This is a genomic window from Lactobacillus sp. M0403 (genome assembly GCF_016101265.1).
GTDB lineage: Bacteria > Bacillota > Bacilli > Lactobacillales > Lactobacillaceae > Lactobacillus > Lactobacillus apis.
Genome location: NZ_JACFQV010000008.1, coordinates 32,940 through 46,493, shown reverse-complemented (window position 1 = coordinate 46,493; position 13,554 = coordinate 32,940). Strand labels below are relative to the sequence as shown.

13 protein-coding genes are annotated in these 13,554 nt (G+C 35.7%); 3 read left to right on the top strand and 10 right to left on the bottom strand.

Going from position 1 to position 13,554, the window contains the following annotated elements:
* Positions 1–51 precede the first annotated feature (51 nt).
* The 6 genes from H3T48_RS08480 to H3T48_RS08455 form a co-directional block, all read right to left on the bottom strand.
* Entirely contained in the window at positions 52–1,029 is a 978-nt protein-coding gene (locus H3T48_RS08480; protein WP_198189158.1) for an SIS domain-containing protein, read from the bottom strand.
* 51 nt (positions 1,030–1,080) lie between these two features.
* The gene (locus H3T48_RS08475; RefSeq protein ID WP_074426359.1) at positions 1,081–1,917 is read right to left on the bottom strand and encodes a PTS system mannose/fructose/sorbose family transporter subunit IID; all 837 of its coding nucleotides are present in this window, start codon (positions 1,915–1,917) and stop codon (positions 1,081–1,083) included.
* A 9-nt stretch (positions 1,918–1,926) separates the two neighbouring features.
* Positions 1,927–2,715 (bottom strand): PTS sugar transporter subunit IIC, encoded by a 789-nt coding sequence (locus H3T48_RS08470; RefSeq protein WP_074426358.1) that lies wholly within the window; start codon positions 2,713–2,715, stop codon positions 1,927–1,929.
* Positions 2,716–2,732: 17 nt separating this feature from the next.
* Positions 2,733–3,203, bottom strand: a complete 471-nt coding sequence (locus H3T48_RS08465) for a PTS sugar transporter subunit IIB (protein ID WP_198189157.1) — start codon at positions 3,201–3,203, stop codon at positions 2,733–2,735.
* The gene (locus H3T48_RS08460) at positions 3,200–3,622 is read right to left on the bottom strand and encodes a hypothetical protein (RefSeq protein WP_198189156.1); all 423 of its coding nucleotides are present in this window, start codon (positions 3,620–3,622) and stop codon (positions 3,200–3,202) included. Before H3T48_RS08460 ends, H3T48_RS08465 begins: the two co-directional genes overlap by 4 nt.
* Positions 3,623–3,879: 257 nt before the next feature.
* Positions 3,880–4,875, bottom strand: coding sequence for a sugar isomerase (locus H3T48_RS08455; protein WP_046306095.1), 996 nt, complete (start codon positions 4,873–4,875; stop codon positions 3,880–3,882).
* A 182-nt stretch (positions 4,876–5,057) separates the two neighbouring features.
* On the opposite strand from H3T48_RS08455, the gene H3T48_RS08450 reads away from it, so the two are divergent.
* Entirely contained in the window at positions 5,058–5,777 is a 720-nt protein-coding gene (locus tag H3T48_RS08450; RefSeq protein WP_198189155.1) for a GntR family transcriptional regulator, read from the top strand.
* Positions 5,778–5,858: 81 nt separating this feature from the next.
* Here the strand turns inward: H3T48_RS08450 and H3T48_RS08445 are convergent, their stop codons facing one another.
* The 3 genes from H3T48_RS08445 to pfkB form a co-directional block, all read right to left on the bottom strand.
* Positions 5,859–6,521, bottom strand: a complete 663-nt coding sequence (locus tag H3T48_RS08445) for a hypothetical protein (protein ID WP_198189154.1) — start codon at positions 6,519–6,521, stop codon at positions 5,859–5,861.
* A gap of 594 nt (positions 6,522–7,115) precedes the next feature.
* The gene (locus H3T48_RS08440; protein ID WP_198189177.1) at positions 7,116–9,017 is read right to left on the bottom strand and encodes a fructose-specific PTS transporter subunit EIIC; all 1,902 of its coding nucleotides are present in this window, start codon (positions 9,015–9,017) and stop codon (positions 7,116–7,118) included.
* Positions 9,017–9,949 carry a 1-phosphofructokinase gene (gene pfkB, locus H3T48_RS08435; protein WP_198189153.1) on the bottom strand — a complete coding sequence of 311 codons (933 nt, stop codon included), beginning with the start codon at positions 9,947–9,949 and terminating at the stop codon, positions 9,017–9,019. The genes H3T48_RS08440 and pfkB overlap by 1 nt, the downstream gene beginning before the upstream one ends.
* A 118-nt stretch (positions 9,950–10,067) precedes the next feature.
* On the opposite strand from pfkB, the gene H3T48_RS08430 reads away from it, so the two are divergent.
* Together H3T48_RS08430 and H3T48_RS08425 are read left to right on the top strand one after the other, a co-directional pair.
* The gene (locus H3T48_RS08430) at positions 10,068–10,829 is read left to right on the top strand and encodes a MurR/RpiR family transcriptional regulator (protein WP_198189152.1); all 762 of its coding nucleotides are present in this window, start codon (positions 10,068–10,070) and stop codon (positions 10,827–10,829) included.
* A gap of 258 nt (positions 10,830–11,087) precedes the next feature.
* Positions 11,088–12,248 carry an SLAP domain-containing protein gene (locus H3T48_RS08425; RefSeq protein WP_198189151.1) on the top strand — a complete coding sequence of 387 codons (1,161 nt, stop codon included), beginning with the start codon at positions 11,088–11,090 and terminating at the stop codon, positions 12,246–12,248.
* A gap of 249 nt (positions 12,249–12,497) precedes the next feature.
* Here the strand turns inward: H3T48_RS08425 and H3T48_RS08420 are convergent, their stop codons facing one another.
* Positions 12,498–13,490, bottom strand: coding sequence for a tagatose 1,6-diphosphate aldolase (locus tag H3T48_RS08420; RefSeq protein ID WP_122034372.1), 993 nt, complete (start codon positions 13,488–13,490; stop codon positions 12,498–12,500).
* Positions 13,491–13,554: the final 64 nt, after the last annotated feature.

Genomic DNA, 13,554 nt, shown 5'->3' with positions numbered 1-13,554 from the left:
AAAAGGATTCTATTTTTAAAATAGGATCCTTTTTGATAATTATTGTTTTAATTAGTAAGTAAGTTTCCACATGTAGCGACGCTTAGTTAATGGGTGCTTTCTTGCCTTAGCTAATTCTTCAGCAAAGACACGCATTACACCTGTATGAATCATTGGGTTAAAGTAATCAATAACATTTTCACTAGCAATTTCGTTTAAGCCATAATCTTTAGCGTCAATATTTGTGATTTTTGCATCAAATCTTTGTAAGAAGGTTAATGCTCTAGCATCTAGATGACGTGTCTTACCATCATTCATAAATAACAAGTATGGCGCATCTTTCTCTGTCAGTTCAAATGGACCGTGGAAGTACTCACCAGAGTGAACAGTTGGAGCCGCAATCCATTGCATTTCCATAAAGAGGAATGAAGCAGTTGAATATGCAACACCAAGTGAAGCACCACTACTCAACACATAAATTGTCTTCTCATCTTTGTATTTTTCACCAAATTCTTTAGCAGCTGGACCAACTGATTTAACTGCATTTTGAATCAAGTCTGGCATGCCATCAAAGGCAGCTAAGGCTTCATCGTAAAATTCATAGCCTTCAAATTCTTTAACAATTTCAATTGCCAAAGCCAAGCAATATGTCATCTTTTCAGTCTTAGCAGCATAGTTTTCTTGGAAACCGTGAACAACTTTGTATTCAGTTTCTTTAATGATTGGTGAATCTTCAGCCATTGACAAAGTTACAACATGTGCACCAAGTTCTCTAGCTTTCTTAGTTGCAGCAACTGATTCTGGTGTGCTACCACCTAAAGAAGCTGTGATAACGATAGTGTGATCACCTACTCCTTTTGGTGTGTCGTAATTAAATTCATTAGCTGTTTGAATTGATGACAATAACTTAGTACTCTCATGAGCAATGAAGTAATAGCCAGGATACAAATCTGCCATTGAGGCACCACAGCCAACGAACATTACACGATCAATTCCTGGTTGCTTTGACTTAATGTCTTCGACAATTGCTTTAACTTTTCCAAAATCCATAATAATTTTTCTCCTAAAATATATTCTCTAAAATTACTAATTACCAATAAATTAATTAAATATCCCTAATACGCTAAGCAGGATACCGCCTACAATACAAATGACCATAATCCAAGCGGTATTTACCTTCTTTTTGATTAGGTAAAACATGCCGAATGTAAAGGCTAATGGAAGCATTTGTGGGAAGATTGAATCCAATGTAGTCTGTAAAACAAAACTCTTGCCAAACTTAATTGGGGTTGTAATTCCAATCATTGTCGCAATCATCGCCCCAATAACCATTAATCCAATCACATTCATTAATGACATGATTCGGTTGATTGTACCGTTGCTGATCAATTTCTGGATATTCTTCTTACCTTGTAGGTAACCCCACTTACCACCCCAGTAAGTAACTATTGCTGAAGGGATAATGGAGATAATCATTGCCAAGATTGGACCAAACAGGTTTCCCTGCTGCGCCATGTTAATCCCCAAACCAAAAGCAATAATTTTAATCGTTCCTTGGAAGAAAGAATCGCCAATTCCTGACAATGGTCCCATCAATGAAGTCTTAACACTGTTAATTGATTCAGGATCAAAAGTATCTGGGTTAGCCGCATACTCTTCTTCCATCGCCGACGATAATCCCAAAACAAATGAGGTTAACTGTGGCGTACAGTTGAAGAAGGCCATGTGACGGTGGTATGCATCCTTTTTCTTCTGCAATTTTTCTGGGGTGTCAGGATTTTCACCATAAATCTCATCAATTGTTGGTGCCATACCATACATAAAACCCATGTTCATTTGACTTTCATAGTTCCACGAAGTCTGAATTGCCCATGCTCTCCAAAAGAATTGCGAGAACTTATGACGTAATCGTTTATCTGTGTGTTTTTGTTCAGCCATTTTTGTCTCCTATAATTCTTCTAAGTCATCTAAACTGTCACTGGATGATGGTTGAGTGTTATTATTGTCATTTCCAGACATAAACTTGTTTAGAATGACAACTAAAATAACTGCAAAAATTGCAACACTAATTACTGACATTTTGCCGTATGCGGCAATAAAGAAACCAAGAAATAGGTAAACTGCATTTTTCTTATCAATCATCGTTGACATTAATAGTGCAAATCCATATGCTGGCAAAATCTTACTTGCTAGGGTCAAACCATTTGTTAACCAAGCTGGAATCAATTTGACGAAGCTCGAAACTGCATTTGTTCCTAAGAAAATTGCCAAGAAGATTGGCACAAAGTAGAGCAGAGCATAAATAATTGGACCATATACAATGTGATAGCTACGAGCTTTCTTGAACTTCCCAGCATCGATTGCTTTATTTGCTAACTGGTTAAAGGAAGAGAACAGCATTCTAACGACAATACCAATCATTTGACCTAATACGGCAACTGGTAAAGCAACCGTCAACGCTGCTTGAGCACTCGTGTTGGACAGAATCGCGAAAGCAGAAGCAACAACTGAGCCTAACACCATATCTGGTGGTGTAGCTGCACCTACAGCAACGATTCCCATTGAAACCAATTGCAAGGTTGCACCAACCATTAATCCCTTTGCTGGATCACCTAAGGCTAGTCCTACTAAAGTACTAACAATCAGTGGCTGCTCAAAGTTTTCACGTCCTAATAATCTGGAGTCGAACATGGCAAAAACACCAATCAGTCCGACAATTAACGCTTTCCAAAACATTTTTTATACCTTTCTTTCTAAATAAGATTATTTAGAAGTTCCTTATTAGACGAAGGGACCTGTTGCATTGAAATCTTGATACCTTGGTCGCACATTTTCTTAGTTAATTCAACTTCCTCAGGCAACAAGTAAATTGCATTGCTAAATCTTTTAGCTCCATCTTTTGAAGGAATCAAACCATAGTTAATTTCTTCAACTGGACCATAAGCAACAATAAATTTACTCAGTTCTGTTACATTTTCAAAAAGCAACATAATGTTATCGTCGAGCGCTTTAATTCGATCAATTTTTTCAATTGCTGCGTCAACACTAAACACGTTCAACTTAATATCTTCAGGCTTAGCCAATTTCAACGACATTTTCTTAAAATCATCGTTTGCGGTTGCAGTATCAATGACAATTACTCGCTCAATATTGGCAAACTTTGTCCAAGAAAATACAACTTGACCGTGTAGTAATCTGTGATCAACTCTTATTACTTTAATCATAATAAATCTCCTTCATCATCTTTTTCAGTCATTAACTTATTAACAGACAAAACTCCTTTCTTTCCTTCATCAATCGCTTCTGAAACCTTTTCATCTGAAATTCCAGAATTGACTGTCGTAACTAATGTAATAATCAGAGGTAAATTCATTCCAGTTAGAATTGTTAAGTTCGGATGATCCTTCAGTAATTGTGTGGCCTCATTATTAACTGATCCCCCTAAAACATCCGTTACGACAATCACATCATCGTTCTTGCTTGAAGCAAGTGAATTTTTAAGATCATTGATAAAACTGTCATCACTGGTCCCATTTTCATAAGCTTCATATGCTTCAAGGTTTTCTTGTTGACCGGCAATCATTTCAACTGTGTCTTTCATACCTTTTGCCAATTTTCCATGGCTAACTAAAATTATTTTCACTTTCTTTCACCCCTAATCATGGACAATGTCATACAGCTCCCCATAAATATAAGATGTATTAACACGTACACATGTATAATATTATATCGCCCAATTTCTGTAAAGGCTTTATTTGAAAATAATTAAATTATTTTTGTATTATTTTCAGTTTAAAGCGTTATCATTTGTTTTATATGATAATTTTAATTTTGAGTTATTATCTTTGTGCACATAGTTTTAGTAAGATTTAGTGTCAACCAGTATTTTGAACAAGTTAATTATTTGTATTCTTCTTTCCACATATATCTGCGTGTCTCATAACTCTCATGAGTTGTATATGATAATTCACGCATATATACGTTATTAAGAACTGACGAGAAAATGGAGTGATTAAAATACGGTGATACTTCTGGCTTAAGGTCATCTAAACCTATTTCTTTACCGTCTAAAACATATAGCTTTTTCCCACCAAATCTTTGCTCAAACCTCAGAGCTCTTTCATCTTCAGGTCTGGTTTTTCCAGTAGCCAATAATTGAAAAATTGATCTATTTTTGTCGGTAACTTCAAACGGACCGTTAAAGTACTCATAGCTGTGTACAGTTGGTGAATCTAATTGCAGCATCTCTTCTAAATTACAAATTGAGAAAACATAAGCCGCACCAAGTGCTGGTCCACTCGCAATTACATATATTGTTTTCTGATTTTTATTTAATTCGGCCCATTCTTTAGCCAGTGGCGTGGTATATACAACGGCCTTACGGTAAATTGGATCAAGCAAGTCAAATGAACTCATTGCCAAATCATAATTTTCATAGCCTTCTACCTCGTTAAGCACGTTCATTGCTATGCAAAGACCAATACTGCCGTTTACTCGGTCTAGTCTACTTTCATCAAGCGCCAAGCTCTCATACTTAATTTTAAAGTCTGTTACTTCTACAAGCTCTGATTCATCAACATACAGAGCAATTGTTGTCGCGCCGGAATCTCGTGCAACTTTCGCGGCTTCAATTGTTTCAATTGTTCCTCTCATAGAGCAAAGTACTACCAGAGTATTTTTATCAATATTCTTTGGAGCAGCATAAATGAATTCTCCGCTCGTGCACATTGTTGAATACAATTGACTGGATTCTTGTTGCATAAAATAGTGTGCACCATAAAAACCGCCAAATGAGCCACCTGCTCCAATCCAGACTACTTGTTTCACCCCACCTTGCTTTTCTAGTCTGTCAACTGCTCGCTTGACTATTTGCGAAACTTCTTCTTGTACTTTCATGTATTTTCTCCTTTAAAAATGATACATGTATCTAACTAACTTCATAATAAAGCGCTTTATTTAAAAAGTAAAGTTAATATTTTGATACAGGTATTAAAAATTAAGGAGTAAAGTTGGAAAGATGTTTATTTTAAAGGGTTTTTGCTATAATTAGAGAAAGCAAAATTTAAGGACAGGTATTTATGTTAAAAAAAGCAGAGCATTTACCACTTTATGTTAGTTTGGCAAATATTATCAAAGAGCGTATTAATAACCAGCAATATCAAGTTGGCAGTAGCATCCCTTCAGAAGCAGAACTACGTGAAGAATTTGCAGTTAGCCGTACTACAGTCCGTAAAGCGTTAAAATTACTTACAGATCAAAACATTTTGATTAAATTACCTGGAAAAGGTACATACGTTTCTGACAACCGAAACGAAATCAAAACAAAAAAGCATCAGTTTTCTAGTCTAACTGATAGTGTTGAACGTGCTGGTAAAAACATGGCAACGCGTCTAATTAGTATAGAAGACACTTATGGCACCGATGAACAACGATCCTTTTTCCATTTAGATGCTACAGAACAATTGATTGCAATCAATCGTCTTCGATATATTGATGACGTGCCTTTTTGCCTTGAGTGGATTTGGTTGCCACCCAAATTTGACCAATTAAAAAGCGCTGACCTTAATCGCCCTTTATATCAGTTGTTAAAGGAACAATTTGCAACAATACCTAGTACAGGTAGAAAGACTTTTAAAATAGCATTTGCAACTAAAGAAGAATCAGTTCTACTAAATGTTGACCAGAATTCACCTTTAATGCTAATCAAAGACTTTGTTTATGACGAAAAGGGCCAACCTTTACACATCACCTCACAAATACTTCGTAGTGATAAGCTGACCTATGCAATTGACCATTAATTTCAAATACAAAAAAAGAGCTAGTAATTAAACTAGCTCTTCTTTTTTGTTAAATTGTTATTTATATTTTTAGCGGAATTATTAGTACCAGCCATTTGCTTGCCAGAATGCCTTAGCGGCTGCCCATGAACCATAACGTTGCGCAACATAATTATTGGCAACACGTTCTTGGTTAGCAGCGGAGTAATCTCCATTAAGGTAGGAAGCTGATAGTTGATATTTGCCAATATATTGGCCATTTTGTGCACTGTATGAGCCGCCGGATTCCCGACTTGCAATCCATGCCTTAGCTTCAGATTCTGAGCCAGCTGGACTTACATAATTTTGCGCATTTGCGCTGTAGTTTACACTTGTATCTTCCGCATTAGCTGAATTATCATCTGCAACTACTGCTTCTTGACTTGAAGCATTTTCTGGGTAGTAGCCTTTGTTAACGTACTTAGCTCTTACCCATTGATTCTTACCTAGGTCGTACCATTTATGACCATCTTTGTCATAAGCAGTTTTAATAACTTTCCAGGAAGAATTACTTGGCAAAATTTGTCCAGTAGCTTCAGGATGATTGTAGCTGTTCCAAACGCGGATAGAATTGCCATCTACATAATTTACAGTTACAACTTCTGCATCATTTTCTACTGTTGCAGCTTGAACCGTGTCTGTATTGGTGCTGTTCATTAATGCTACACCAGAAATTGACATTGCTGCTACTGCTGCTGTTTTAGCCAAGATAGATTTTACCTTCAAAAAAATCTCTCCTTATAAAAAACCCAATCTTTTTTCTATCTCAAATTGAAAGCACAAAAGTGACTTTCGCTTTGATGTTCTATATCCTACAACCTAAAAATTGCAGAACCATAACAGAAGTATCACTCGCTTTTTAAGAAATAATTACCTAAATAAAAATACTTGTCACATTTGTAATAGAATTTTTTAAAATTAGTAAACGTGTGAAAACCACTTATAGTGCTAGATTTACTTATATTTGCTATTTACAAGAACTAACGTTTGTATTTAGCAATTAGGCTTTTTTTAGGTCGCTTTTGAAACAAGATTGAAAAATAACAATCGCTATTTTATCGGTGCTATCTCTGGTTTTTTCGCCATTCTTAATTAAATTTAGCACTAAAAGTGCTATAGTTAAGATAAGTTTTTTGCAGAAAGGACAATAATCATGAGCAAATATACTGTTACATTGAGTGACGAAGATATCCAAATGATTAAAGATTGCCATTCAAAAAATCCTTCTATTATGAAGGCTCTCGATGAGGCAAAAAAGATTACGGATTAATCAAATAAAGAAAAATCCTAACTTATTAAGAAGTTAGGATTTTTTATTTGCTAGTTTTTAAACAGTGCCATAATTTCATCAGGTGATTTAGCATTCTTGAGCTGAGTAATAAATTCCTGATGGGTTAAAAGCTTAGCTGTGTTTGATAAGTACTGTAAATGGGCATTACTATCTACCTGTGGAATTAGGAAAGAGATAACTGTATCAATTTTTTGACCATCTAGTGATTGCCACTCAACTGGATTTTTGAGTTTGAGAACAATCATCGAGGACTTGGTAATTGCAGAAGACTGGGCATGAGGTATTGCAAAACCGTCAGTCATTCCTGTTGAACCCTCCTTTTCACGATTAAGATAACTGTCATATACTTTTTCACTATCATTTGCTAAACCATTTTTTTCAGCAAAGTCAGCTAAATAGTGTAAAGCGTCATTACGACTTGCAACGTCTACATTAACTTGAATGTTTTTTAGTTCAAGAATTTCACTAGGATCAAATGATTCATCAGCACTTACTTCACCATTATTTGAGACACTAGCTGTGACATTCTCAGTTGCAAGTTGCTCTTTTTTGGCAAACCTACCAGCAATTAGTGCTAAAAGAGCTCCAGAAACAACTGAACCAATTAATATCCATAGAACCCATAGAAATGGTTTATTAACTAAAGGTAAAACAATAAAACCACCATGAGGTGCAGGAACCGTGATACGTGTAATATAAGTTAGAACCGAAGCGATTGCTGAACCAATCATGAATGCAGGTATATTCCAAAGCGGATGTTTAGCTGCAAATGGAATAGCACCTTCTGTAATGTGAGTTGAACCTAATAAAAAGTTAACATAACCCGCAGCTCTTTCACTATTTGAATATGCTTTAGGGTTAAATAGAACTGCAAAACCTGTTGCCAAAGGTGGTGCAATACAAGCAGCTGAAACACCAGCCATGAAATAATAATTTCCTTGTGCTAAAAGGACTGTTCCAGTAACATATGCTGCCTTGTTAATCGGGCCACCGAAGTCAGATGCACACATTACACCGATAATAATCCCCAATAATGCAGGATTAGTATTTTCAAATCCTCTAAGCCAGTTCATTAAACCAACGTTAATTACCTTAATTGGGGTATTCAACATAAACATAATTGAACCAGTGATTAAAACGCCTAGGACAGGAAGTAAAAAGATTGACTTTAAGCCTCTAAATTTATTGTCAGGCAATGGCTTGAATAATTTTTGTAATAGCGTAACAACGATTGCAGCCAAGTAACCTGCTACAATTGCTCCTAAAAATCCGCCACCTCCATTAAAGGTCACAAATCCAGCTGCTAGTCCCACTACGAAACCAGTTCTTTGTGTAAAGGCTTCAGCTATGTAAGCTCCCAAAACTGGTGCCATCAGGTTCATCGTGGTACCACCGACCGTATTTAGCATTGCAGCAATTTGATTATACTCACTACTTTTAGGGTTAGCAGAGTCAATTCCCCAGAAAAAGGAAATAGCTGTTAAGACACCGCCTGCTACCACGAACGGTAACATGTGAGAAACACCATTCATTAATGAAGTATAAATCTTATTGCCGAAATTCTGCGTTTGTGTCGCACTAGCTTCGTTTTCTCCTTTGGCCGTCTGCCCTTCTTTATAAATAGGCGCTGTTAGAGCCTTCTTCACTAATGCATCTGGATCTTTTACACCTCGTGCAACTGGGACCATAACTAGCCTTTTTCCAGCAAAACGATCTGTTCCAACATCTATATCAGAAGCAATTATGACTGCCTTAGCATCCTTGATTTCTTCTGGTGATAATTTGTTTTCAATACCGGTCTGACCGTGCGTTTCAATTTTAATTGTATATCCCAGCTTTTGAGCAGCTTTTTCTAAAGCTTCCTCAGCCATAAAAGTATGGGCAACACCGGTTGCACAACCAGTTGCTCCCACCAAGTCATATTTAGTCATCATTCAGTCTTCCCTTCTCTAATTGTAATTTGTGGCAATAACTCATCTAGTTCAAAATTGGTTAACCCCAATCTGCTAGCTGTATCACTACCTGCAGCAACTGCTGTTTTAAGAGCTTCTTTAGCTGATTTGCCCTTGGATAATAATCCAATAAATGTTCCAAGCATCGTATCACCTGCACAAGCTGAATTCACTAACTTGATTTTAGGTGCATTAGCATAAAGTACAGTGTTTTCATTAACTAACGCAGCCCCTTGTGCTCCTAGTGAAACCAGGACATTCTGACACCCCAGTCTAATTAATCTTTGTGCAAGCTCGATTATCTTTTCTTGTGTCATCTCACCGTGATAATTAAAAAAAGTGGCAAGTTCATCATCATTTGGTTTAAGCAAAAATGGATGAAACCTTAATGTATCCAAAACTGCCAGGTAGCTACAATCAATTACTAATTTGACTGCATTTTTTTCTGCAATTTGAGCAATCTTAACTAAAAAGTTAGGTTCAATTCCCCTAGAAAAACTTCCAGAAATTACAATCATGTCGTTTTTATGAACGTTAGAATCCAAGTAGTTCAAAAACTTTTCTTGGACAGCTTGACTAATTATGGGACCTGGATTAACCTCTTTATATTCAGTATTTTGATCAATTACATTAGTAAAAACATTAACCCTAGTTGGTTCATCAACTTTATAGAAGTTGGCCTTAATCCCACTATCTTCTAATCCCGATGTAACATAATCTAATGTGAAACCACCACCTATTCCTGTTGCAATACTGTCAATATTTAGTTTCTTTAAAATAAATGAAACGTTGACACCTTTACCATTAGGTTGCAATTCAAATCGCTCAGTTCGATTAACAACCTTAGGCTCTAATTTTTTGGTTACAATTACTAAATCAATTGCCGGATTTAAAGTTATTGTGTATATCAAAGTATTCTCTCCTTTACCACCTTTTGGATTATTATATAGGCTATAGAGTGTAACGATTTTCAATAATGATAGCGTTTACTTGAATAAGCAGAAAAACATTTACAAAAGGGGTAAAAGAATGTCATCAAGAGAATTAAGTTCTGCTGAACTACATTTGTGGAATATTGTAGAAAACAATCCTGATAAGATTGCGAAAATGTCGATTGTTAAGTTAAGCCAATTTGCTCATGTCTCTACAGCTACAATTGTCAGAACAATGCAAAAAATGGGATACAGTGGTTATACGTCCTATCGTGAATCATTAAAGCTCAAGAGTAACTCCTCCTCTTCTTTTAGTGTTCTCAATGACGCAGACGATAAAATCCGTAGTGTGATTACTAAAAACGAAATTGAAATGAACAACACACTCCATAATTTGAGCTATAGTATGCTTGAAGACAGTATTTCAATGACTAAACAAGCTAAATTAGTCTATATTTTTGCTCGCGGCTTATCAGAATCAATCGCAAATGAGATGATGGTAAAGCTTCAGCTTACCGGTAAGTACTGTGAGTTCCATTCGGATCCCAATATCATCAAAACAATTGCTAAAAAAATTAAACCTGACTCGTTAGTGATTTTTATTACCCTCAACGGTGAAACTGAAGAATTGGTTGCTGCAGCTAAAATTTTAAACAAAAACGATATTCCAATTTTAACTTTCTCGACGAATTCAAATGGCAGTATTAGTCACTATTCAACGCTTTCATTTATCGGCTACCAGTCAAAAACAAATTATTTCCCTGAATATGAGGTCAGATCACGCTTGCCACTACAGATCATGACGCGTATCTTTAGTGATGCATATTCTGTTCGAACTAATTTTTATAAAAGTAAGTAGCAATCACAACTATGCTTAAATATACCTAACTCATTTAACTTAATGGTCAGTTGTATCTTGTCAGAAAAACTAAGAATTCAAGCAAAAAGGCATTTTCCAAATATTAGTTTGGAGAATGCCTTTTATGTATTAGAATTTTAAGTCATAAAAAAGATAACCGTCTACAGACTAGTGACCGACTTTACCTTAATTTTGCCATAATGTATTATAAACACAGGATCTATCAAATTATAAAATACCATCTTAAAGAATTTAAAAATGAAAACTAAAAGAAAAAAGTATATAGCTATTCTTCTTGGCATTGCATTATTAGGAATTAGCTTTAATAGTAAACAAAGCCCAGCTCCTCTCACGCAAACAGCAAATGCTGCTACCACAATGGTGCAGCTCAAGCGCAACGCATATGTATATACTAAGCGCGGTGTACGAAAACACGGTAAAAGTTTGAAAAAAGGGCAAGTCTTCACTACGCACGGCACAATAAATATAAAAGGTAAAAAATACTACTGTTTGTCGAAGACACGGTATATTAAATCAGCTAATGCAGCTGCTACTTCAAACCAAGGAAAAGCAAACAACGGGTTTCAAATAACACTGACTAAGCCTGCTATGATTTTCAATAGCAAATTTGTATCGACAGGTAAACTTATTTCTGCCGGCACACAAAAAGTTGCATATGGCACTACTAAAATTAAAGGATATTTATTCTACAAACTTGGGAATAATCAGTATATTTTAGCTTCTACTGCTAAGAGTAGTGGCACTGCAACTAATACTGAAAAAGATAAGACCAGTGATTCCACTGACAAAATTGACACAGGGCTATCAGAGCGAAGAGATAAGCCGACACCAAAAGAAGTTAGAAGTTTACTTGCAAATAGCAATGATAAACAAGGATATGCAGTATATTTTAGTGACAGTCAACTAGCCCAAGTTAAGAATTACTTGTGGGAGAAAATACAAGCGTATCGTGTAGAAAAAGGCTATCCCGCATATAAGTCTAATTTGGAATTAGATTCCTTTATCAAAAAAGTTTCATCAACAACAGATAACATGTTTAGCTATGCGGACGATATTAATAGTGCGGATATTAAAAAGTATCTGCCAACTTTGACATCCAAAGGAATGAATGCAATCCGTGCTGTTGATAACTATAAGTATTACGGAAACTACTTAGGGGCTCCAGCCGTTTTTAATATAAAAGATCGAAATCCTGAGCATGTAGCAACTGAAATCTTTGAAAGTCTAAAAAATGATGATTACTACGCCAGAACCATTTTAGGCAAAGACGATAAATTATCATACGGTTCTTTAGGATTAAACTATTACTGGGATGGAAATTCCTCTTGTGTTGGATTAGTGTTTATTGAAGTAACAGGTAGCAGCCAAGAATGGATAGATTACTATAACCAAAATTAATATGTAAAAAAGCAAAAGGCATTACTTAAAAATAGTGCCTTTTTATGTGTAAAAAAATCTGTTCTTTAAACAACAGCTGAGGGAGCTAGATCTACAGCTGCAGATCTATTGAAACTAATTTAACAAGTACGAATTAATAATTAGCAGATAGTATCGATAAGATACAAACAAAAAACTATTGCTATATTTTTCAATACAGCAATAGTATAAAAAGTATATTCAGTTAATTAATTTCAAACATTAGAGCTATTATTCAACACTTAACTTTTCACGCCAAGATTTTGCACCTTTGAGAGCTGCGTTAAGATTTTCAATGTTTTCTTTACCTTTTGTCGATAGCCACTTTCGACCTGCTTCTTCACTTTCGCCAGCAAATGGTTCAATAGATGGTTTCCAAGTAGCACGTCCACATAAAACACCATTAAAGTCAGCGCCAGCTTCCTCAGCCATTTTAATTTCGGCAATAAATTCTTCACTGGTTACTCCAGCAGACAGGAAGATATATGGCAAGTCTGTTGCTTCAGACTGCTCTTTTAATAAGTCCTTTGCCTCTTGCTGAGTGTAAACAACATTGTTAGAGCCATTGAAGCCTTCAACATACTTAATATTAAAAGGTATTTCTACCTTCAATACAGTTACATCATATTGAGGTTTTGAAAATTCTTTCATTGTCTCAATAACTTTGTTAGCCTTAACTTTTGCAAATTCTTCACTTTTGGCATCTGCAATATTTGCATCGTAGGTTAATACTTCTAAAAAGAATGGCAATTCATTTGCTCTTGCCTCTGCACCAACACGCTCAACAAAGGCTTGTTTTTTATCATTAATTTCCTGACCTTCATCTGGATCATAATAAACTAAAAACTTAATTGCGTCTCCGCCTTCATTTTTGATACGCAAACCAGATTGATTAGCAATAAGGTCAGGCATTCTACCAGGCTCTGTTGTGTCATATCCTGTTTTTTCATATGAAAGCAGTAAACCACAATTCTTATCTCTTACTTTCGTTGCTGGTAAACCGTATTCTGGATCTGTCAAAATCGACGAAGCATATGGCGTTAATTCACTTGAAACTGCCTTTTTAAAATCAACAATTGTTGTTTCATCAGCTGGCTTGTTAGCAGCATCTGCCAACATTTGTTTAAGTGAACCACGTTGGTCAATTGCTAAAGCGCTAATTACCCCATCAGTTGTTGACAAATTTTCCATATGTTTGGCAACTGCCGCAGAAATTGTTCTCATTATATGTCTCCTTTTAGTATTTTCTTTAATCGCACACTGTTATTATATACCGATACAATGCCGT